We start from the raw sequence: 21,787 nt of genomic DNA, 5'->3' as shown, positions 1-21,787 counted from the left end.
CAACTTAAGTAAGTCCGGGTGACTGGTGAGGGAGGTGCCCGCCCCGGCGCCACGCTTCGCCTTGAGCCACGCTGATGGCCACGCCCATGGCTTCATCGACCTTTTTGTCGATCAACTTCCCCGCGAGTAGGCCCAAGGCAAAGCCCTTGGCGATCGCCACATGATAGGCAATCGACTGTGGGTCGATCGACTGGGTAATGCCAAACAGGGAGCGATCCCAGTGATGACGCAAGAGATCCGTCGTTAGTGCGTCAGCGATGATCGTGGCGTATGGGGGGATATGCGGTGAGTTGGACATTGAGGACGATTCCTTTCGAGTGAGTGGAGCTCTGTTCGTAAACTAAGCGGCTGGATTCTGGCGATCCAGTCTAGGGGATTCCGGCATACATGGGCAAAAAAAGCCCACCAAACCAGGGCGAGGTGTGGGGCCTATTGAATATATGTGGCGTTCTATCTATCTGTCATGGACGCCAACAATCGGTGGCCAATCATTCCTGTTTGCAGAGTCGGGCGCGCTCCCCTAGGACTGCCGTATTCGCAGAATCGCATCTGTGATCGTTTCAGCATTTCTATCCAGGGTTTCCATGGCCACGACTGCGTTATCGGCAACACTCTCCACCCCATTCTCTGATAGCCATTTGGTGATCTCTTCTATAGCCGCACCCAGAGCATGCTGGTTGTGTAAAGGCAACGTTAAGGCATCTGCTGTTGCGATGTTGTAGTCTGAGTTATCTGGCATGGCGGTCTTCCTTGGGAGTGGTTCAGGAAGCCTAGATCATCTGCTGCTGGTTAAGAATAGGTTCTTTTAAATAGAGCTTTGAAACGCAAGCAGTGCTAGCGAATGGTCGCTACGAGCCGACTCCTGCCCGTCGCCATTGGCAGAAATCGGCCCGGCGCTGACCTCCGCCGTATAACGTCAACGGCGGAACCGAAATACTAAAAATGGCCGCTATCATTGTAAGTTCCACTTATTACATTTAGAGTCCTATGGGAAGAGTAGCCATATCAAAAGGGTTAAGTCATTAACTTGAGGTAAAAAATGGAAGTTTTAATTTCGCTAGACAAAAATGAAGACCCCAACAAAAGAATAACTTTATTAAAAAACACTGAGTACTCGAATTACTTTAAAAACAGAGAACAAGAAATAGCTTTTTATTTCAAAATCAATAACGTAATATTTGACAAATATCTTGGAATAAAAAAAATTCACATGACTGATATGCGCAAGGCGAAGGAGCTGAAAAATGCATACTTGCGCATGTTTCATCCTGATCGCAAGGCACAGGATGAATCGGGCGTGAATTACAATGAAATATCCGCAGATATCGATGCTACATTTCATCGCGTCTCGGGTGGAAAAATATGACAACTAATCTTCCATCTACCCATTTTTACACATTAGCAAATCTTGATATCGATCTGCGGCGACAAGTAGTTGAGTACAACGTGGCCCTGTTCAACTGTTTAAGTTCAAGGACTTTATCGGCGATAAAAAATGCGTTTACTCGGGGGGTGCTGGTTTGGCGAAACGGGTTATGCTATATAAAAGTTTCCGAGTTAAATAATTTGCTTAGGACCAGCTCTGGCGCGTCGAACTCCTACTGGCAACAGGGGATCGCAGGGTACTCCTCACCTTCAGTGCCGCACACACTAGGGGGTGATATATACATATCGGGCCCTGATTTTTTTGGCCTACTTGATGCCAGAATACAGTCAACAACCGGCACCATAAATCTTCACCTGAAATATGTAAGAGCTCTTTACATATCTATCACATCCTCACCCACTTTTCATGAACTTAGATCGTCATTCATAGGCGATATCAATGGCCAGCGCAGCCAACTGAAGAACCAACGCATTAGCCGCTACAGTATCAATTGCTGCGAATTTACTGGCGTAGTTATCTTTGACACCTCGACAGTTCAATTTGCTCATGTGGAAAGTGTTGCTACTGCACCGCTGCTGGCGTTAAATATCGATAATGGAGTTATAATCCTTAAAGAAATTCATGCTGAGTTGACACGTCTCGGCGTCCAAGATTTTGCGGGCATGTATGACTTTTGCATTAGAAACAACTACTCCATCACTTGGGCGGAAAACTATGATCTTTAGCAGTTAAATATGACTGAATGATCGCTGCTATCTCACCCAAGCTTACTCACTGAGTTTCAGCTTCGCTTTTAGCCTTAGCGCCCACTTGGGAGAAATACACACTTTAAGTCGGAAGCGGTCGTTCATGAACGACCGCTTTTGGCTGTGGATTCAAACGATGGATGCAACAGATTGGTTTCGTCAGATGGAGCTGATCGGAGGCTGCCACGAATTTACCAGATCGTAAGCGGCCGGTTGGGATTACACCGCAGTACATTCACCAAGCTCTAATTTCCGCACCAGAATAGAGCATCTGTCCCATATCTGTCCCATATGGCCCTTTTTCAGACCGCAAAAACCACAAACCCCCGAATTTCTCTAGGAAAATCAGGGGTTTGCGTTTTCTCAATTTGGCGGTGAAGGAGAGATTCGAACTCTCGATACAGTTTCCTGTATACACACTTTCCAGGCGTGCTCCTTAAGCCACTCGGACACTTCACCGTATCTCGTCAAACTGATTCAGTCTGTCGAGGCGCGCTAATGTAGTCGAAAGCTTTTCCGATGGCAAAGGTTTTTTTCAGAATTTTCATGCGCTTAGACGGTTATCTCGGCCCACGCGCCTCTGGTAGGGGGTGAAGGGTGACGATTGTGCCATTCTCAAGGCCTGTCGACAGGCATGCAGAGTGGCTGGCGAGCGCTGTCGTGGCCTGCTCCAGGCCGGCGGGTGGGGAAAAGGCTGACTGGCCAGTCAGTCACGGCGCTTTACCGGGGCGGTCATGCTGGGTAACGTCTGCGGCCTGCCCTTCTATTAAACGTATTACAAGGAATCGCGTCATGAGTGAGTTGATTGCCTACCACCTCGAAGACGGTATCGCGACCCTGACCTTGAGCAACGGTAAGGTCAATGCCATTTCCCCTGCCGTGGTCAGTGCGTTTAATGAAGCGCTGGACCAGGCCGAGAAGGATCGCGCGGTGGTGATCATCACCGGTACGCCGGGGATTCTGTCCGGTGGTTATGATTTGAAGGTGATGACGGCCGGCCCTAAAGAAGCGGTCAGCCTGGTGACGTCGGGCTCGACCCTGGCGCGCCGTCTGTTGTCGCACCCCTTCCCGGTGATTGTGGCGTGCCCGGGGCATGCAGTGGCCAAGGGGGCGTTCTTGTTGTTGTCGGCCGATTACCGGATTGGTGTCGAGGGGCCATTTAGCATTGGCCTGAATGAAGTCATGATCGGCATGACCATGCACCACGCTGGCATTGAATTGGCACGTGATCGCCTGCGTAAGTCGGCGTTTAATCGTTCGGTGATCAATGCCGAAATGTTCACCCCGCAGGAGGCATTGAATGCCGGTTTCCTCGACAAGGTGGTAGCGCCAGAGGAGTTGCACGCGGCGGCCCTGGAAGCAGCGCGGCAGTTGAAGAAGATCAATATGAACGCTCACAAGCACACCAAGCTGAAGGTGCGTAAAGGCCTGTTGGACCTGTTGGATAACGCGATCATCCAGGACCAGGAGCATCTGGGCTGAGTCACCCACGCCTGTATCAAATAAAGCCCGACCACGTGTCGGGCTTTTTCTTACGTGCCATTCAGAATTGCCTCGCAACCGCTCTAGATGGCATCTGTCTCAATCTGTTGAAACATGTACTTAAACATCGCCCATCTCCTACCTCTACAGGGGTAATTGCCGAATACAGTGCACGTCCGTACACTGCGCCACCTTTTGTCCCGATGGTCCGTGTCGATGCTCTATTTTTTACGCATGTTATTGATGGGCCTGCATTTTCTGATCGCCGGTGTTCTGGGGGTGTTGCTGGGTGTGTGCCGGCCGTTCAACCCAGATAACAGCCGCCTGTGCGCGCGCCTCTATGCACTGCCGGCCATGTGGATCCTGCGGCTGCGGGTCAAGGCGCAAGTGGACTCGCTGCGCAACAAGCCCAGCAGCTGCGTGATTATTGCCAACCACCAGTCCAACTACGATTTGTTCGTGTTCGGCAACGTAGTGCCCTACCGCACCGTGTGTATCGGCAAAAAAAGCCTGAAGTGGGTGCCGCTGTTCGGGCAACTGTTCTGGCTGGCGGGCAATGTGTTGATTGACCGTGGCAATGCCCAGAAGGCGCGAAGGTCGATGTTGTCCACCACTCATACCCTGCAACACGAGGACACGTCGATCTGGGTGTTTCCGGAGGGCACCCGCAACCTGGGTGAATCTTTGTTGCCGTTCAAGAAGGGCGCGTTCCAGATGGCGATTGCCGCCGGGGTGCCGATTGTGCCGGTGTGCGTCAGTACCTATGTGAAGCAGATGAAGCTCAATCGCTGGAACAGTGGCGATATTTTGATCCGGTCATTGGCGCCAATTCCTACGACTGGTTTGACGATGGATGACATGCCCGGGCTGATGGAGAAGTGCCGGGAGCAGATGGTCGAGTGTATTGAAGCCATGGATCGAGAATTGCAAAACCGCTGAATCGTAGGAGCTAGCAAGCCGGCTCCTACAATGTGGTGTTTCAGGCTAAGCTGGCCGGTTACTGCCACTTGTAAAGAAGCGATCAGCATTATGGGTAGAGTTGTTGCGGCGGCCGTCTATAGCGCCGGGAAAAAAGTCAGGGATATCACCCTCGATGAAGGCGCCGCCTGGGCGGCCAAGCCCGGTCACTTTGTGTGGATCGGCCTGGAAGAGCCCGACGCCCAGGAGCTGGCCAACCTGCAACGCCAGTTCAACCTGCATGAACTGGCCATCGAAGACGCCCTGGAAAAACACAGCCGGCCGAAACTGGAAACCTTTGGCGACGCGCTGTTTATCGTGACCTACTCGCCGGTGCGCCACGAGGGCAAGCTGGAGTTTATCGAGACCCATATCTTCGCCGGCAACGGCTATATCATCACCGCCCGCAACGGCCACTCGGCGTCCTACGGCTATGTGCGCCAGCGCTGTGAGGCACGGCCGCTCTTGCTGGAGCATGGGGAAGATTTCGTACTCTATGCGCTGTTGGATTTTGTCACCGAAAACTACCAGCCCGTGAGCGAGGCGATTCACGCCGAGATCGATGCGCTGGAGCACAACGTGTTGTGCAACTCCCTCAATGAGCGCGATATCCAGAACCTGCACGGCCTGCGCCGTGACGTACTGCGGCTGCGCCGGCACGTGGCGCCGATGGTAGAGATCAGCGAGGAACTGCAGAAGCTGAGCTTCCCGTTTATCGACAAGAACATGCGCCCGTACTTCCGCGATGTAGAGATCCACGTCACACGGCAGATGGAAGACCTTTCGACCCTGCGCGACATCGCCAGCCAGACTATCGAGATCGGCGTGCTGCTCGAAGCCTCGCGCCAGAGCGTGGTGCAGCGCAAGTTTGCGGCCTGGGCGGCGATCCTCGCCTTCCCCACGGCAGTCGCGGGGATCTATGGGATGAACTTCCAGAACATGCCGGAGCTGCAATGGCACTACGGCTATTTTGCGGTATTGGGATTTATCGCGGTGGGGTGCACAGGCTTGTGGGCCAGCTTCAAGCGTTCGGGGTGGCTGTAGCCTGCCCACCCCGGCCGGCCAGGGTCAGGCAACCTGCGGCTTGTGGGCCACAAAGCGCATCATCCATTCCGCCACGGTGACGCCGTGGTGGTCGCGGGCAAGGCTGGCGACGCCTTGCTGATAGATCTGCTCGCCAAGGTTGAGCTGGCGAATATCGAGCAAGGCGCGGGAGTAGTCGTGGATAAACTCCGGATGCCCCTGAAAGCACAGCACCTGGTCATTGATGTGATAAGCGGCAAACGGGCAGAAATCGCTGGAGGCAATCACCGTAGCGTTTTCCGGCAACGCCGTGACCTGGTCCTGATGGCTGATCAACAGGGTCAGTTCTTCCACCACCGGGCTCATCCACGGGGCCTTGGCGGCCAGTTGATAGTTGTGGGTGCCCACGCCCCAACCCTGGCTCGCACGCTCGCTCTTGCCGCCCAGCAGCAGCGCCAGCAGTTGATGGCCGAAGCAGATGCCGAGCAGCTTGTCGCCCCGCTCGTAGCGGTTCAACAGGTAGGCCTTGAGGGTTTCGATCCACGGGTCGGTGGCGAAGGAATCCGCCTTGCTGCCCGTCACCAGGTAGGCGTCGAACACCTCGCTGTCAGCCGGGTAGTCACCTTGCATCACGTTGTAGACGATGAACTCGGCGGCAATCGGCTGCTGTGAAAACAGGCGCTGGAACATCTGCCCGTAACCTTGATATTGATCGACCAGTTCCGGACGCAGGATATCGGTTTCCAGAATGCAGACGCGTAGCGACATAAAAAATACCTGACACGGTGATGGGAATAACGCACACCCACCAGCCTGCCCTGAAATACCCTTTCAAGGCAAGCCCCACCCACGCCCTGTAGGAACCGGCTTGCCGGCGATGAGGCCCTTGAGTTCAACGTGGAATTCAAGATCGCCATCGCCGGCAAGCCGGCCTCCTACGGGGGATCGGTGTGTGGCTAGAACGTGGTGCCTTGGGCGGCCTTTTCCAGCAGCAAGGCCGGCGGGTTGAACCGCTCGCCGTATTGCTCGGCCAGGTAACGCGCCCGCGCCACGAAGTCGTTCAGCCCGTACTGGTTGATAAACTGCAACGCCCCGCCGGTCCAGGCGGCAAAGCCGATGCCGAAGATCGAACCAATGTTGGCATCGGCGGTGGACATCAATACGCCCTCCTCCACACACCGTACCGTTTCGATAGCCTGGATAAACAGCAGGCGGTCGCGCACGTCCTGCGCCGAAATCTGCTGGCCGGGTTTTTCAAAGCGCACCTTGAGCTCCGGCCACAGGTATTTCTGGCCACCACTGGGGTACTCGTAGAAGCCACCACCCGCCGCCTTGCCTGGGCGCTTGTACTCATTGAGCAACAGGTCGATCACCGCAAAGGCCGGATGCTCGGGCAGTGCCTTGCCTTCGGCCTGCAGATCCTTGGCTGTCTGCTGGCGGATATGGCTCATCAGGCTGAGGGAAACTTCGTCAGAGATTGCCAGCGGGCCAATCGGCATCCCGGCCTTGCGCGCTTCAGTCTCGATCATCGGCGCAGCCACGCCTTCGCCAAGCAAGGTGATGCCTTCGTTGGTGAAAGTACCAAACACCCGCGAGGTGAAGAACCCACGGCTGTCATTCACCACAATCGGGGTTTTCTTGATTTGCAGTACGAAATCAAAACCGCGGGCCAGGGTTTCATCGCTGGTATTGGCGCCCTTGATGATTTCCACCAGCGGCATTTTTTCCACCGGGCTGAAGAAGTGCAGGCCAATAAACTTGCCTTGATCAGGCACCGCGCTCGCCAGGCCGCTGATGGGCAAGGTGGAGGTATTGGAAGCAATCACCGCCTCGCCCCCTACCACACGCTGGGCCGCCGCCGAGACCTTGGCCTTGAGGTCGCGGTCTTCGAATACCGCTTCGATGATCAGGTCGCAACCGGCCAGGTCGGCGTCGCTGTCTGTCGGATGGATCCGCGCCAGGGTGCTGTCGCGCTGCTCAGCCGTCAGTTGCCCACGGCTGACTTTCTTGTCCAGTAGCGCCGCCGAGTGGGCCTTGCCCTTCTCTGCCGCCGCCAGCGTCACATCCTTGAGCACCACATCCACCCCCGCCGATGCGCTGGTGTAGGCAATCCCTGCGCCCATCATGCCGGCACCGAGGATGCCGACCTTGCGCGTGACATACGGCGCAAACCCCGCAGGCCGTGAGCCTCCGGCGTTGATCTGGTTAAGCTGGAACCAGAAGGTGCCGATCATGTTCTTCGCCACCTGGCCAGTGGTGAGTTCGGTGAAGTAGCGGGTCTCGATCAGGTGCGCGGTGTCGAAGTCCACTTGGGCGCCTTCCACGGCAGCACAGAGGATTTTCTCCGGCGCCGGGAAGCAACCATTGGTTTTGCTGCGCAGGATCGACGGTGCAATGGCAAGCATCTGCGCAACTTTTGGGTTGGACGGCGTGCCGCCGGGGATCTGGTGGCCCTTGATATCCCAAGGTTGCCTGGCCGCAGGATTGGCCAGGATCCAGGCCCGGGATTTGGCCAGCAGCTCATCCCGGTCTGCCGCCAACTCGTCGATCAAGCCCGCTTGCAAGGCCTTTTGCGCGCTGACCTTCTTGCCTTCGAGCAAATACGGCAAGGCCTTCTCCAGGCCCAGCATGCGCACCATGCGCACTACTCCGCCGCCGCCCGGCAGCAGGCCGAGGGTCACTTCCGGCAAGCCGATCTGTACGCCAGGATGATCCAGCGCCACCCGATGCTGGCACGCCAGGCACAGCTCCCAGCCACCGCCGAGGGCTGCGCCGTTGATCGCGGCCACCACCGGTTTGCCGAGGGTTTCCAGGCTGCGCAATTGCGCCTTCAGGCCCAGGACCATGTCGTAGAACGCCTTGGCGTGCGGCTTGTCGACTTTGATCAGTTCATTGAGGTCGCCGCCGGCAAAGAAGGTTTTTTTCGCCGAGGTGATGATGACCCCGGCGATCTCATCCTTATCAGCCTCCAGCCGCGCAACAGTGGCGGCCATGGCCTCGCGGTAGGCCGCGTTCATGGTGTTGGCACTCTGGCCAGGCATGTCGAGGGTCAGCACCACGATCTGGTCCTGGCCTTTTTCGTAACGAATGGCATCGGTCATGACAGATTCCTTAGGCTCAGAGGCGTTCGATAATGGTGGCGATACCCATGCCGCCGCCCACACAGAGCGTGGCCAGGCCGTAGCGCTGCTGGCGCGCCTCCAGTTCATCGAGCAAGGTGCCGAGGATCGCACAGCCCGTGGCCCCCAGCGGGTGGCCCATGGCAATCGAACCGCCATTGACGTTGACCCGGGCGGCGTCGATGCCCATGTCCTTGATGAACTTGAGCACCACCGAGGCAAAGGCCTCATTGACTTCAAATAGGTCAATGTCCTCGACTCGCAGGCCGGCCTTGGCCAGGGCCTTGCGGGTGGCGGGCGCTGGGCCGGTGAGCATGATGGTCGGATCGGTGCTGGTCACCGCCGTGGCGACAATGCGCGCCCGCGGTTGCAGGCCCAGTTCGCGGCCCCGGGCTTCGGAGCCGATCAACATCAAGGCCGCGCCATCGACAATTCCGGAGCTGTTACCCGGTGTGTGCACATGGTGGATGCGCTCGACATGGCTGTAGACCCGCAGGGCAGTGGCATCGAAGCCCATCTGGCCCATCATTTCGAAGCTGGGCTTGAGCTTGCCTAACCCTTCGAGGGTCGAATCGCCACGGATGAATTCGTCGTGATCCAACAGCACGATACCGTTCTGGTCCTGCACTGGGACCAGGGATTTCTTGAAGGAACCGTCTGATCTGGCCCGCGCCGCTTTCTGCTGGGAGTGCAAGGCGAAAGCATCGACATCTTCGCGGGTGAAACCCTCCAGGGTGGCGATCAGGTCGGCGCCAATCCCCTGGGGTGTGAAGTGGCTGTGCATATTGGTCTGCGGGTCCAACACCCAGGCCCCGCCGTCGCTGCCCATGGGCACGCGCGACATGGATTCGACACCGCCCACCACCACCAGATCCTCGAAGCCGGAGCGCACCTTCATCGCGCCGAGGTTGACCGCCTCCAGGCCCGACGCGCAGAAGCGGTTGACCTGCACACCGGCGACGCTCACATCCCAATCAGCCACCAGCGCAGCGGTCTTGGCGATATCCGCGCCCTGGTCCCCGACTGGCGTAACGCAGCCAAGCACGATGTCATCCACTTGGCGGGTATCCAGGTCGCTGCGCTGTTGCAGCGCAGTGAGCAAGCCGGCCACCAGGTTCACCGGCTTGACGCTATGCAACGCGCCATCGGCCTTGCCTTTGCCCCGGGGCGTGCGTATCGCATCAAAGATCAAAGCTTGGGTCATGACGTCCTCGAACCACTGTGCAATGGAGCTCTCAAGGCGAGAGCCGACCGTGCCCTTACCTTAAGCGCCACGAGGGCAGATTCAATGACCAATGCGCTCATTGACCTTGACGACCGCGCTCAGACGAACGGTAGCGGACTGTCGGAAACACCGGGTTAATCGTTTTAGCTGTCTAGCCAAGGGCCTGGCGCGAAGATGGCTATATGCCTCATACCCTTTTAAAAGGATTTAAATATAACTTGATATGAAAGCGATCTAAGCCACGCCGCACATGGGCTCTAAGGTTGAATCAGCAAGAAGTGTATGAAGCTGCTGCCGGGTCTTGCTGGAGCAGCTGTAAGAAAAATGCCATCTAGTCGGCTTAACGTAACGAATGGATGGTGCTTGCATCGGCGCATTTGACGCTCAGGAATAACAACAAAAGGCAGTCAGCCATGTTCAAACAATCGAAAGTTCGCCAGGCGGGGCTAATTCTCTTCGCCACTACTCTGATTCTGATTTTGCCCAATCTCACCAAGATCATTGGCTGAGCAGGCAGGTCACACCTCGACATTGCAGCCTTTGGCAGCACCGCCCGGGCAACCGCGTAAAGCGTTCCCGTGGCTGGGGCTGTCTTTTTTTGCATACAGTTGAGCGGCGGTTTTCCGCTATCGTAGCCCGTATCGCCATTGCCACATGGGCTGCGCCTTGAAACAAATCATTGTCCTACTAATGGTCCTGGCCGGCCCCGCCAGCGCCGCCGAGTTAACCATCGAGCTGGATCACAGCCGCACCACCTGGCACACCGCCGAGCTGCTCAAGCATCCGGCTGCCCAGACCGTGCAGATCGTCGATGACGTTTCCTACAAGCGCAATATGACCTATCGCGCGGTACCTATGGCCGCACTCTTACCGGGCCTGACCGTGCAGAACCATGTGCAGGCGGTGGCGCTCGATGGTTTTGCCGCCGAACTGGCCGCCGCGCCGCTGCTTGCGCAAAGCGGCGCGCAGGCGTGGCTGGCGGTTGAAGATCCGGCCCGGCCCTGGCCACCCTTGGCCAATGGCAAGCCCAGCGCCGGGCCGTTCTATCTGGTGTGGACCCAGCCCCGGGCGAGCGGGATCAGCCCGGAACAATGGCCCTTCCAGATCTCGACGATCAAACAACTGAAAACCGTTGCCGAACGCTTCCCGGCGCTGCTGCCCGACCCGGCTCTGGCGGCGGATGATCCGATCAACCAGGGGTTCGCCCTGTTTCAGAAAAACTGCCTGGCCTGCCATCGTCTAAATGGCGCGGGGGACGCGCAGGTAGGACCGGACCTGAATATGCCCTACAGCCCGACCGAGTACTTCGGTAGCGACTTCCTCAAACGCTACATCCGCGATCCCCAGAGCCTGAGGCATTGGCCGCAGGCGAAGATGCCGGCGTTTGCCGCCAGCGTGTTGCCTGATGCCGAACTGGACCTGCTGGTGGGGTATTTGAAGCATATGGCCGCTCGCAAAACCGGCGCGGCCTTGTAGGAACCGGCTTGCTGGCGATGGCGATCTTTCGGGCCTTGTCGCCGGCAAGCCGGCTTCTACATAGGGTGTGGTGGGTTATTGCTGCTGCACCAGGATCACCGGGGTCGGCGCCACGAATACCCGCGCGTGCATCTGCTCATGCCCGCCGCCACGCCGCATGCCGCGCACCGGGCAGGCGTCGAGGTAATCCAGGCCCACGGCCAGTTTCAAATGGCGCTCGGGGCGGGCCAGTTGGTTGGTCACATCGAAGCTGTACCAGGCGTCATCCAGCCAGGCTTCAGCCCAGGCATGGCTGGCCAGGTGCTCGCTGTCCTCGCTGTACAAATACCCCGACACATACCGCGTAGCGATCCCCAGGCTGCGGGCGCAGGCCAGGAAGGCGTGGGCGTGATCCTGGCAAACGCCGGCACGCCCGGCGAACGCCTCGGCCGCACAGGTCTCCACTTGCGTGGCTCCAGGCACATAGACGATGTGCTGGTTGAGGGCGTGCATCAGGTCGATCAGTGCATTGCGATCCCGGCGCTTGCCGCAGTGCTGTTGGGCAAAGGCGCGCAGGGCCTCGTCCGGTTCGGTCAGGCGCGTGGCACGCTGGTAGGGAAATGGCGATTGGCTGTCATGTTCGGCCTCGCGCCACTCGTCAATATCCACCTGGCCGCGAGCACCGATGATGATCGATTCATGGGGCTCATCCATGGTCAGCACATGCAGGATATTGCCGAACGGGTCCAACTGGGCCCGCACCGGACGCGGCAAATCGAGCTGCCAACTGAGTACATGCTGGCGCTCGCTGTCGTGAGGCGTCAGGCGCAAATATTGGATGCTGGCGCGCACCTGGTCTTCGTAGCGGTAGGTGGTTTCGTGGCTGATGGAAAGTCTCATGCCGCCTCCAGGTAGGAATGATGAATGGCGTTACCCAGCTGGCGTACCAGTGGAATGAAATCGGTCAGCCAGGCGTGCAGGCCTTCCTCGAGGATTTCGTCAATGGCCGTAAAGCGTAGGCGTGCGTCCATCTCGGCAGCCAGGCGCTGGGCCGGGCGGCCATTGATGCCAGGCAGGCTGGCGAGAATCTGGTCGATTTCTTCACTGCACGCGCGCAAAGAACGCGGCACGTCGGCGCGCAGCAGTAACAGTTCGGCCACCTGGCGAGCACCGGGCGCATCACGGTAGATCTCGGTGTAGGCCTCGAAGGACGACAAGGCGCGCAGCAGCGCACTCCATTGGTAATAGGCATGGGCGGTGCCATCAATCACCACTTCGGCCTGGTCCCCGGCCATCTCGTAGCGGGCGTCCAACAGGCGCAGGGTGTTGTCGGCCCTTTCGATAAAGGTGCCAAGGCGAATAAAACGAAAGGCGTCGTTGCGCATGATGGTGCCGTAGGTCGCGCCGCGAAACAGGTGGGAACGTTCCTTGACCCACTCGCAGAAACGGCTCATGCCATAACGGCTCAGGCCTTCCTGGGCGATGACGCGAATATCTAGCCAGGTGGCGTTGATGTTTTCCCACATGTCCGCGGTAATTCGCCCACGCACGGCATGGGCACTGGCGCGGGCCGCCCCCAGGCAACTGTAGATACTCGCCGGGTTGGCGGCGTCCAGGGCGAAGAAATGCAGCAGGCGCTCGGCGTGTAACTCGCCGTGACGCTCGCGGTAGTCGTCCAGGGTGCCGGTGATCAGCAGGGGCATGGCCAGTTCGTGCAAGCCATCGCCGCGCCCATCCTGGGGCATCAGTGACAGCGAATAGCTGACATCCAGCATGCGCGCGAGGTTTTCCGCGCGCTCCAGATAGCGTGACATCCAATACAAATCCGAGGCAGTTCTGCTCAACATGGTTTTATTCCTCGACCACCCAGGTGTCTTTGGTGCCGCCGCCCTGGGACGAGTTGACCACCAGCGAGCCTTCGCGCAGCGCCACACGGGTCAGCCCCCCCGGTACTACGCGGGTTTCCTTGCCAGACAGGACGAACGGCCGCAGGTCGATATGCCGGGGCGCAATGCCGTTTTCGACAAAGGTCGGGCACGTCGACAGGCACAGGGTCGGTTGGGCGATGTAGGCATGGGGCTTGGCTTTGATCCGCGCACGGAAGGCTTCGATCTCGGCGGCCGTGGCGGCCGGGCCGACCAGCATGCCGTAGCCACCGGAACCTTGGGTTTCCTTGACCACCAAATCCGGCAGATTAGCCAGCACATGGGAAAGCTCGTCAGGCTTGCGGCATTGGAACGTCGGAACGTTCTTGAGGATCGGCTCTTCATCCAGGTAAAAACGGATCATGTCGGTGACGAAGGGATACACCGACTTGTCATCCGCTACCCCGGTGCCAATGGCATTAGCCAGCACCACGTTGCCCGAACGGTAGGCGGCCAACAGCCCCGGCACGCCGAGCATCGACTCCGGGTTGAAGGCCAGCGGGTCGAGGTAGGCATCGTCGAGGCGACGGTAGATCACGTCCACCGCCTTGGGACCGTCAGTGGTACGCATGAACACGCAGTCGTCACGCACGAACAGATCGGCGCCTTCCACCAGTTCCACGCCCATTTCCCGGGCGAGGAAGGCATGTTCGAAAAACGCGCTGTTGAATCGCCCGGGCGTCAGCACGACCACACTGGGGTTCTCCAGCGGGCTGGCGCTTTTCAGGGTGTCGAGCAACAGGTTGGGGTAATGATCGATCGGGGCGATGCGCTGGGCAGCGAACAGTTCGGGAAACAGGCGCATCATCATCTTGCGGTCTTCGAGCATGTAACTCACACCGCTGGGGGTGCGCAGGTTGTCTTCCAGCACGTAGTAGCTGCCGTCGCCATCCCGTACGAGATCGACACCCGAAACGTGGGAATAGATATCACGGTGCAAATCCAGGCCCTGCATCGCCAGTTGGTATTGCTCGTTGGCCAGTACTTGCTCGGCCGGAATGATCCCGGCCTTGATAATCCGTTGGTCGTGATACAGGTCGGCAAGGAACAGGTTCAATGCCTTGACCCGCTGAATGCAGCCTCGCTCGACCACTCTCCATTCGCTGGCGGGAATGCTGCGCGGGATGGTATCGAAGGGAATCAGGCGCTCGGTGCCCTGCTCGTCGCCGTACAGGGTGAAGGTGATACCGGCGCGGTGAAACAGCAAATCGGCTTCACGCCGGCGCTGGGCCAGCAGTTCGGGCGGGGTTTCAGCCAGCCAACGGGCGAACTCGCGATAGTGAGGCCGGACCTGGCCGGCCTCATCGTACATTTCATCGTAATAAGTGCGGATCATGCCGAACTCCTTGTCACCCGGACGCAACGGACTGTCGCAAGGCCCGTGCCAGCGGCATAAACACTTAAGTATCAATCAGTTGGATATAGTCAAAGGCAGCGCCGCACCGTCCTGGTGCAGCAAATGCCCGGGCCTCGCCCCGCACGCTTCATAGAGACGCAGGCATTGCCTATCACCAGCATAGTCAGAGTTGATTTCACTGCCGGGGAATGCCTGCGGATAATCACCCACATTCGCTGAACAGGATTCGTCCTACAGCATCTCCACAGCACCGTCGGTAATTTGCCTGTGCAAATACTGATCGGTTCCCCTTCTCACCGATCTTCCCTTTTGGCCACCCTGCTCCGGTGGCCTTTTTTTGTGCCGGTTTTTTCATATTTAGTTCCCGGCACTTTGCACCGCCACAAACAAAATCGGCCGACCCAAGGGTCAGCCGATACGCTACGTTATTGATCATGTGTCTACATGGGTAACCCACGAACCTCGTGCTTGACGCCCCACCCTTCGATAATCCCGCCCAAGGGCTCGACTACCGCCTCAAAGTCCTGCTCGAAATCACCGATACCGTCATAGGTGGCGAACATGACCTTGCTCAATTCCAGGAACCAGGCACCGTCATCCCGTGCGCTGACCTGGGCATTGATGGACTCCCCACGAAACCGACCCGCAGCCCGGCGCGCACGTTCCTCATCCGGGAAAATGGCGTAGAACTCGATGGGGTGGAAACGCGAGAAGTCAAAGCCGCCCTCTTTCATGCGGCGTAACACGTGGGTGCTGATGTCTTCTTGATAGGCTGTGCTCATGAAACGTCCTCCTCAACCGATGGATAGACTTTCCGTGCTTCCCAGGGCCTGCGCGTGAACGGCGCAGGTGGACGGCAATGACATCACCGCAGGAAAACAAGCATGTAGCTGACAAGACCAGACCTTAGCGATTCATTCGCTGATCTCTCTTGCAGAGTAGCGCGAAGCTATCAGCTCCACCAGCAGCGCTTTAACGACGTACAGGGAATGTTCAGGGGGCGGGAGAAATGTCGAGGATCTGGATACTGTTCTGGTCCTTCAGACTTTTGACCGTCGGCTCGGCGATCCGGCCGTCCAGGTCGTTGAGGTCCAGTTGAGCGGGGATGGGCAGCAATTTGGCGCGAATCATCTGTGCGGCGTCTTCGAGGCTGGGCTTCTGGGCGCAGCTGAACTGCTCTACGGACTGCACACCGTGATCATCAACGAAGGTAACTTGCCAGTTTTGCATCAGTGCCTCCTCGATAAAGCCCATGGATGGGCTCACATCTATCTGGACCTTGAGGGCGCGATGATCGTTCCACTCAAGGCTGGAGGCACTGCTCGGCTGCGCTTAAGGCTTCTCGGCGCTTTCCTTGAGGGCTTTCAAGGTATTGAAGGGCGCTTCAACCACGAACTTGTTGGCCAACCAGGACGGCACGCTGCCACCAGGCTCGGTGTGGACCTGGTAGGTCACTTCAGTCTGGTCGGCGCCTTTGGGCACCAGTTTCCAGAAGCCTTCGACCTGGGCCACGCGCACATAGCCTTTCTCTTCCGGCAGATAGGTGGGCACTTCCAGCAACTTGCGGGTCACGCTGCCGTCGGCCGCCTGGGTAGTGGTGATTTCCAGGATCGAGTCACGATCGGTGACTGGGAACGGGGCTTTGAATTGGGTGTAGGTCCAGCTCTTGTCGCCTTCCTTCTTGAGCAGCTTCTGCGACTTGCATTCGTGAATCCACTTACAGGCACCGACTACATCGTCCTGCAGGGCCTTGATCTTGGCCAATGGCGCCTTGATCACAGTCACGCCGCGATAAGCCTTGTATTTGGACCCGGCCACTTCACTCAAGGCAACCTTGATACCTTCCTCGTCCTTGGCAACCTGCCACTCTTCTGCCTGTGCAGCAGCCGCAAACAACACTGTAAAACCGCACAACACAGCCATTCGTTTCAGCGAACCCATTGTTGTATTCCTTATTGTTGAAGTTCTGACATTAAAGCCCACTACGCCGCCGTCATCTGCTCCCACCAGCCGATCAACCTGATCGCTTCTTCCTGGCTAGTACCACAGACCTCAAGATCCGCCGCGAAGGCACCGCACACCGCGGGCCGTTCAGGCAGGCCAAACAATTGGCACAGCTGTTCGACCGACAGATGCAGGCAGCGTTCGCCCGCGGGTTTGCCATTGGGCATACCGGGCAACGGCGAACTGATGGAAGGGGCTATACAGCAGGCGCCACAGCCTTCACGGCATTTCATGACCAGCAGGTCCTCGACGACAAAGTGTTGATGGCCGGGCTAGAGTACGCCCTAAAACATCCGTTTTAAAATGGTCTAACAGGGGTTTTTCGCAGAAAACAAAAGTGACTGACCAGTCTGCGACAGAAGGTCAGGGGATCAGGTCACTTTGGCAGGCAAGATTAATTCTTGAACTCAAAATCCAGAGCCGCGCCTTCCACATCGCGCCGCTCTTCATTGCGCATTTGCAGTTGCATTTCGTTGCTCAGCAAGCGCCCGTTGATCTGGAATGCGCTGTTATCCACCGGTTTCTCATCGAACATGGGCGGTAACAAAGGGACGTTCTTGGGTTGCGGCATGGTGCCGAGGGGTTGCAAATGCCGCACCATTTCCTGGGGTAGGCTGAGGTCCAAACGCGCTGGTGGCAGCTGGGTCTGCGCTACTTCACGCGCCGACTTGGACTTGCTCGCGATGGGTGCGCGCTTCTTCACCTTCGCCGCTTTTTTGGCCGCGGCGGCTTGTTTTGCCTGGACCGTTTTTTTAGCCGGCGTCGGCTTTTGTTCGGCGGCTGCCAGCACCACTGGCGCACTGGCAGGCGCTGCCAGTGCGCCAGTGGTGCTGCACAGGCTCGCCAGACAGATCAACAGCGCGGCAGGAAAAATAGAGGTCATATCGCCAACAGCATTAACGGCAGAAGGCCATATGCTCGCTTGTTGAGCGCGGCATGACAAGCGCGGTGATTAGCCAGCTACCGTTCATGCCCCGTTTTGGCGCTTCAAAAACCACCCGCAGCCTCTTGGCATAACTGGTTGGCCAGCATGCCCAGGGTCATCAGGGCGCGCTCCGCCTCGCGATTCCACGGCGTGCCGCAATTGAGCCGAATACAGTGGTTGAACTGTTCGGTATTGCTGAAGATCAGCCCCGGCGCAATGCTGATGCCCTGCTGCAAGGCGCGCACGTGTAGCTCCTGGGTATTGACCCTGCCCGGCAGGCTGACCCACAGGATAAAGCCGCCCGTCGGCCGGCTCATCTGCGTGCCTTCCGGGAAATACTGCTGCACCGCCAACTGGAAGGCACTGAGATTCTTGCGGTACTCCTGGCGAATGTAGCGCAGGTGGCGGTCGTAACCGCCGTTCTCCAGGTACGCCGCCACCCCCATCTGCGTGACGCTGCACGCCGAATGCGTGCTGAACATCTGCAGGCGCTGGATCTCCTGCTGGTATTTGCCGGCAATCATCCAGCCGATACGCACGCCCGGGGACAGGGTCTTGGAGAAACTGGAGCAGTAGATCACCCGATCCAGGCGGTCATAGGCCTTGAGGGCTTTGGTGCGGCCCAGTTCGAACATCAACTCGCCGTAGATATCGTCTTCGACGATCTGGATATCGAAGTCAGAGGCCAGGCGCAGCAGTTGTTTCTGCCGTTCTTCGGGCATGGTGCCGCCCAGGGGGTTGCTCAGGCGGGTGGTCAACACCAGGGCCTTGATCGACCATTGGTTGGCCGCCAATTGCAGGGCCTCCAGACTCATGCCGGTGGCCGGGTCGCTGGGAATCTCGATGACTTTGAGGCCAAGCAAGTCGGCCAGTTGCAGCAGCCCGTAGTAGGTCGGTGATTCAGCGGCGATCAGGTCGCCGGGGCGGGTCAGCACCCGCAAGGACATCTGCAATGCATCGACACACCCGTGGGTGATCACCACTTCGGACGGATCGACCACCACCCCGGCATCGCGCATACGGATAGCGACCTGGCGCCGCAGCGGCTCGAACCCCGGGCTGAACATATAGCTGAACGCCCGTGGGCTCTGGAAGCGCGTGACCTTGGCCAGTTGCTGGTGCAGCGCCCGCACCGGCAGGTAATCGACACTGGGCACAGCGGCCCCCAGCGGGAACACCCCTTCGCGACGGGATTCCACCAGGACCTGCTGGATGATACTACTGCGAGTGACCAGGCCGGGGCGCTCGACCCGGGCGATATCCGGCGTCGGGGCGGTCAGGGCCGGTGTCTGGTGCACGTAATACCCGGACTGCGGCCGCGCACGGATCAAGCCCTGGTCTTCAAGGTTGGCGTAGGCCTGTAACACTGTGGCATGACTGACATTGAGCTGGGAGCTCATCTTGCGCACCGATGGCACGCGCTCACCCGGTTGATAGACACCGCGCCGGATATCCTCAGCCAACTGCTGAGCGATACGTTGGTAAAGCAAGAGATTGGTCATGACGCAGCACTCGATTTCACGGGTATTTTATTTTTGTGTGAAACATACCGGCACAGTTTAGAAGTGTACGGGGACAGTTGCCACAATAGTCGAGGACGAGCGGCAGTGATAGAAAAAACTGTATGGGTTGAGAACTGGATTGCGGGCATGAAAAACCCGATCAAGGATCGGGTTCTATAGCGGGCGCGCCACATACCCTGTAGGCGCTGGCTTGCCTGCGATGCTGGCGATGCGAGTGTTCAGATGTACCGCGCCCATGCTATCGCAGGCAAGCCAGCTCCCACATCGACCGCACGCGCCCTGGGTTAGCGCGCAGCGCCGAGTTGGCCCTTGTCATCGGAGAAGACGATTTCCACACGCCGGTTCTGCGCACGACCACGCTCGGAGGCATTCGCTTCCACCGGGTACTGATCGCCATAGCCTTCCACCTGGATGCGTTTTTCATCAATCCCCAGGTCGACCAGTACGTCCGCCACGGCCTGTGCACGGTCACGGGACAGTTTGAGGTTTTCCTGCTCGCCGCCGGTACTGTCGGTATAGCCCTCGATCCGCACCACCCGCTTGGGGTTCAGTTGCAGGAATTGCACGATCTTCAGCACTGTACGGTTGGCAGAGTTTTTCAGCTCCGCCTGGCCGGTGTCGAACAGTACGTCGCCCAAGGTCATTACCAGGCCACGATCGGTCTGGGTGGTGGTCAGGCTGGCGATCTGCTCCTCCAGCCACTTGCCCTGCTGCTGCACGCTCAACAACTTGGCCTCGCGCAGCGCCAGTTGCAGGCGTTGACGTTCCAGCTCGAGCTTGGCCGCACGTTCTTCGTTGAGCACCAGCTCGGTATGCTCCCGGGCGATGGCGCTGTAGCGCTGGCTCAGGTAGGCGTAATGCACGACGTCGCCACCGCTGCCCCAGTAGCTGGACAGACGGTCGGCGCGGGCCAGGGACTCACCGGCGCGGATCACGTCCTTGGGCGCAATGCGCAATACATTGGAGTCTTCCTTGACCTTCTGGAAATCACTGCCCGCCTGCTGCAACACGGTGTCGCTATTGGGATGGCTGGCACAGCCTGCCAGCACCAAGCTGCTCAACAGCAGCCCACATGTCAGGCGGTTCATTGGGCATCTCCCAACTGCTTGCGCAGGCGGGTGATACGGGTGTTGAGGACATTCAACTGTTCCTGACTCTTTTGTGTCAGTACCCGCGCTTCGGCCAGGCGGGCGTCGAGTTCGGCCTGTTCAGCCTGCATGCGGGCGTCCTTGTAGGATTCGTCAGCCATGTCGGCCTTGGCCTGGGCCAGCTTCGTCTCGGCGAGTTTCAACTCAGGCACGTCGTCAGCAACGGCCCCAACGGCGGCGGCTTGCTCCAGGGCTTGCTGGGTCAGGCGCATTTGCTCATTCGGCGCAGGATCTGCGGCACAGCCCGCCAGCGTTACTACGGCGAGGGCGGCGAAAAGAGGTCGAATAGTCACTAAAAATCCCTACTTTGTTGGGGTACCGACGGGTTGCTGCAACTGCGTCTTCCAGCGTTCGATATTGCGCTGCAACGCGGCTTCCGTCAGACCGGACGCTGCCAATTCTGTCATCTTTTTGGCGAGCTGTCCGCGCAACCACGGATCATTGCAGGCCGAGTTGTGGGAAATCGCCAGGAACAACCCCGGCTGATCAATCGGCAGTTCACGGGCCAGCAGGTCTTTGCTCATGCCCAAGGTCTGGGCCATGGCCATGCCGGAGTATCGTCCAGCCAGCACGTAGTCCACTTCGCCAAGCAGCAGCTTCTGCAAGGCCGGGGTCACGGTTGGCAGGCGTTCCAGGGTCAGGTGTTCACTGGCAAAGGCTTCAAATTCAGGGGACAGGCGCGCCCGCTCCGAGACCGCGCCCTTGTGGCCATGCAGGTCTGCTGCACTGCTATAGACCAGGGGCGAGTCGATGCGGGTCCACACCCGGTAATCGGCCTGTATCAGTGCCGGATGGATGTAGTCCAGGGTCTCCAGTTCGCTGACACTCAACGGCGCATCGACCAGCATGTCCATGCGCCCGCTGCGTACTTCCTCAAGGGCCAGGGAGCGCTTGCCGCCATACAGCAGGTCGACTTTCAGCCCCAATTCCTTGGCCACTTGTTGCAACACATCGGCATTGGCGCCGATCAGGTGGGTGGGGTCTTGCGGATCACGCCACAGATAGGGCGGCGCATCCGGGCTGCCGGTCACCACCAGGCGCTCGCATTTGCCGGCTGCGATAGACAAGGTCGGCAGCAGTGACAGGCCCAGCAGTACAGTCCAGCGACGCAGTTCCATGGCGTGGTTCCCGATCAAAAGTGGCGTGCAAAAAAAAGCCCGGTCATAAGACCGGGCTCTTTATAAGTGAAGCGGCTGGTTTAGACCAGCTTCTCCAACTCAGGTACGGCTTCGAACAAGTCCGCCACCAGGCCGTAATCAGCCACCTGGAAGATCGGTGCTTCTTCGTCCTTGTTGATCGCAACGATCACTTTGGAATCTTTCATACCGGCCAAGTGCTGGATCGCGCCGGAGATGCCGACGGCGATGTACAGCTGTGGCGCCACGATCTTGCCGGTCTGGCCGACCTGCATGTCGTTGGGTACGAAGCCTGCGTCGACCGCCGCGCGCGAAGCGCCGACTGCCGCGCCCAGCTTGTCGGCCAGGGCGTACAGGTGCTTGAAGTTGTCACCG

General features: G+C 58.5%; 24 protein-coding genes and 1 tRNA gene. 6 read left to right on the top strand and 19 right to left on the bottom strand.

Going from position 1 to position 21,787, the window contains the following annotated elements:
- Positions 1–4: 4 nt before the first annotated feature.
- The gene (locus BHC62_RS12085; protein WP_070995145.1) at positions 5–298 is read right to left on the bottom strand and encodes a hypothetical protein; all 294 of its coding nucleotides are present in this window, start codon (positions 296–298) and stop codon (positions 5–7) included.
- Between the two features lie 222 nt (positions 299–520).
- Positions 521–739 carry a hypothetical protein gene (locus BHC62_RS12080; protein ID WP_070995144.1) on the bottom strand — a complete coding sequence of 73 codons (219 nt, stop codon included), beginning with the start codon at positions 737–739 and terminating at the stop codon, positions 521–523.
- Positions 740–1,039: 300 nt separating this feature from the next.
- On the opposite strand from BHC62_RS12080, the gene BHC62_RS12075 reads away from it, so the two are divergent.
- Together BHC62_RS12075 and BHC62_RS28110 are read left to right on the top strand one after the other, a co-directional pair.
- On the top strand, positions 1,040–1,366 hold the full coding sequence (locus tag BHC62_RS12075) for a hypothetical protein (RefSeq protein WP_070995143.1): 327 nt from the start codon (positions 1,040–1,042) through the stop codon (positions 1,364–1,366).
- The gene (locus tag BHC62_RS28110; protein ID WP_071610031.1) at positions 1,363–2,112 is read left to right on the top strand and encodes a hypothetical protein; all 750 of its coding nucleotides are present in this window, start codon (positions 1,363–1,365) and stop codon (positions 2,110–2,112) included. The genes BHC62_RS12075 and BHC62_RS28110 overlap by 4 nt, the downstream gene beginning before the upstream one ends.
- 390 nt (positions 2,113–2,502) lie before the next feature.
- On the opposite strand, the gene BHC62_RS12070 is transcribed toward BHC62_RS28110, so the two are convergent.
- A tRNA-Ser gene (locus BHC62_RS12070) sits at positions 2,503–2,592 on the bottom strand.
- A 333-nt stretch (positions 2,593–2,925) separates the two neighbouring features.
- Between BHC62_RS12070 and BHC62_RS12065 the strand changes: the two genes are divergently transcribed.
- The 3 genes from BHC62_RS12065 (at position 2,926) to BHC62_RS12055 (ending at position 5,616) form a co-directional block, all read left to right on the top strand.
- Positions 2,926–3,615, top strand: a complete 690-nt coding sequence (locus BHC62_RS12065) for a crotonase/enoyl-CoA hydratase family protein (RefSeq protein ID WP_029299621.1) — start codon at positions 2,926–2,928, stop codon at positions 3,613–3,615.
- 216 nt (positions 3,616–3,831) lie between these two features.
- On the top strand, positions 3,832–4,554 hold the full coding sequence (locus tag BHC62_RS12060; protein ID WP_070995142.1) for a 1-acylglycerol-3-phosphate O-acyltransferase: 723 nt from the start codon (positions 3,832–3,834) through the stop codon (positions 4,552–4,554).
- 90 nt (positions 4,555–4,644) lie between these two features.
- Positions 4,645–5,616 carry a magnesium and cobalt transport protein CorA gene (locus tag BHC62_RS12055; RefSeq protein WP_029299625.1) on the top strand — a complete coding sequence of 324 codons (972 nt, stop codon included), beginning with the start codon at positions 4,645–4,647 and terminating at the stop codon, positions 5,614–5,616.
- A gap of 24 nt (positions 5,617–5,640) precedes the next feature.
- Here the strand turns inward: BHC62_RS12055 and BHC62_RS12050 are convergent, their stop codons facing one another.
- The 3 genes from BHC62_RS12050 to BHC62_RS12040 form a co-directional block, all read right to left on the bottom strand.
- On the bottom strand, positions 5,641–6,363 hold the full coding sequence (locus tag BHC62_RS12050; protein ID WP_029299627.1) for an amidotransferase: 723 nt from the start codon (positions 6,361–6,363) through the stop codon (positions 5,641–5,643).
- Positions 6,364–6,551: 188 nt separating this feature from the next.
- Entirely contained in the window at positions 6,552–8,696 is a 2,145-nt protein-coding gene (locus BHC62_RS12045; protein WP_070995141.1) for a 3-hydroxyacyl-CoA dehydrogenase NAD-binding domain-containing protein, read from the bottom strand.
- A 16-nt stretch (positions 8,697–8,712) separates the two neighbouring features.
- A complete protein-coding gene (locus BHC62_RS12040; protein ID WP_070995140.1) occupies positions 8,713–9,918 on the bottom strand; it encodes an acetyl-CoA C-acetyltransferase in 1,206 nt (401 codons plus the stop codon).
- Between the two features lie 687 nt (positions 9,919–10,605).
- On the opposite strand from BHC62_RS12040, the gene BHC62_RS12035 reads away from it, so the two are divergent.
- Entirely contained in the window at positions 10,606–11,415 is an 810-nt protein-coding gene (locus tag BHC62_RS12035; protein ID WP_070995175.1) for a cytochrome c, read from the top strand.
- Positions 11,416–11,490: 75 nt separating this feature from the next.
- Here BHC62_RS12035 and BHC62_RS12030 read toward each other — a convergent pair whose 3' ends face one another.
- The 13 genes from BHC62_RS12030 to BHC62_RS11970 all read right to left on the bottom strand — a co-directional run.
- Positions 11,491–12,294 (bottom strand): transglutaminase family protein, encoded by an 804-nt coding sequence (locus BHC62_RS12030; RefSeq protein ID WP_029299635.1) that lies wholly within the window; start codon positions 12,292–12,294, stop codon positions 11,491–11,493.
- A complete protein-coding gene (locus tag BHC62_RS12025) occupies positions 12,291–13,241 on the bottom strand; it encodes an alpha-E domain-containing protein (protein ID WP_029299637.1) in 951 nt (316 codons plus the stop codon). The genes BHC62_RS12030 and BHC62_RS12025 overlap by 4 nt, the downstream gene beginning before the upstream one ends.
- 4 nt (positions 13,242–13,245) lie before the next feature.
- Positions 13,246–14,655, bottom strand: coding sequence for a circularly permuted type 2 ATP-grasp protein (locus tag BHC62_RS12020; protein ID WP_029299639.1), 1,410 nt, complete (start codon positions 14,653–14,655; stop codon positions 13,246–13,248).
- Between the two features lie 461 nt (positions 14,656–15,116).
- On the bottom strand, positions 15,117–15,458 hold the full coding sequence (locus tag BHC62_RS12015) for a ribonuclease E inhibitor RraB (RefSeq protein ID WP_029299641.1): 342 nt from the start codon (positions 15,456–15,458) through the stop codon (positions 15,117–15,119).
- Between the two features lie 211 nt (positions 15,459–15,669).
- Entirely contained in the window at positions 15,670–15,906 is a 237-nt protein-coding gene (locus BHC62_RS12010) for a hypothetical protein (RefSeq protein WP_029299643.1), read from the bottom strand.
- A 102-nt stretch (positions 15,907–16,008) separates the two neighbouring features.
- On the bottom strand, positions 16,009–16,617 hold the full coding sequence (locus BHC62_RS12005; protein WP_070995139.1) for an START domain-containing protein: 609 nt from the start codon (positions 16,615–16,617) through the stop codon (positions 16,009–16,011).
- 41 nt (positions 16,618–16,658) lie between these two features.
- Positions 16,659–16,913, bottom strand: a complete 255-nt coding sequence (locus BHC62_RS12000) for a YkgJ family cysteine cluster protein (RefSeq protein ID WP_029299645.1) — start codon at positions 16,911–16,913, stop codon at positions 16,659–16,661.
- A gap of 161 nt (positions 16,914–17,074) precedes the next feature.
- On the bottom strand, positions 17,075–17,563 hold the full coding sequence (locus BHC62_RS11995; RefSeq protein WP_070995138.1) for a translation initiation factor 2: 489 nt from the start codon (positions 17,561–17,563) through the stop codon (positions 17,075–17,077).
- A gap of 104 nt (positions 17,564–17,667) precedes the next feature.
- On the bottom strand, positions 17,668–19,107 hold the full coding sequence (locus tag BHC62_RS11990) for a PLP-dependent aminotransferase family protein (protein WP_029299649.1): 1,440 nt from the start codon (positions 19,105–19,107) through the stop codon (positions 17,668–17,670).
- A 305-nt stretch (positions 19,108–19,412) separates the two neighbouring features.
- The gene (locus BHC62_RS11985; protein ID WP_070995137.1) at positions 19,413–20,216 is read right to left on the bottom strand and encodes an OmpA family protein; all 804 of its coding nucleotides are present in this window, start codon (positions 20,214–20,216) and stop codon (positions 19,413–19,415) included.
- The gene (locus tag BHC62_RS11980) at positions 20,213–20,569 is read right to left on the bottom strand and encodes a DUF4398 domain-containing protein (RefSeq protein ID WP_029299652.1); all 357 of its coding nucleotides are present in this window, start codon (positions 20,567–20,569) and stop codon (positions 20,213–20,215) included. The genes BHC62_RS11985 and BHC62_RS11980 overlap by 4 nt, the downstream gene beginning before the upstream one ends.
- A gap of 9 nt (positions 20,570–20,578) precedes the next feature.
- Positions 20,579–21,394, bottom strand: a complete 816-nt coding sequence (locus BHC62_RS11975) for an ABC transporter substrate-binding protein (protein WP_070995136.1) — start codon at positions 21,392–21,394, stop codon at positions 20,579–20,581.
- A gap of 80 nt (positions 21,395–21,474) precedes the next feature.
- Positions 21,475–21,787: FAD-binding protein (locus BHC62_RS11970; protein ID WP_218124026.1), on the bottom strand; the 313-nt coding region annotated here is incomplete at its 5' end.

It is taken from the genome of Pseudomonas sp. 06C 126 (assembly GCF_001855215.1).
Classification (GTDB): domain Bacteria; phylum Pseudomonadota; class Gammaproteobacteria; order Pseudomonadales; family Pseudomonadaceae; genus Aquipseudomonas; species Aquipseudomonas proteolytica.
The sequence above is the reverse complement of the archived record's forward strand: the minus strand, read 5'-3'. Positions and strand labels throughout refer to the sequence as shown.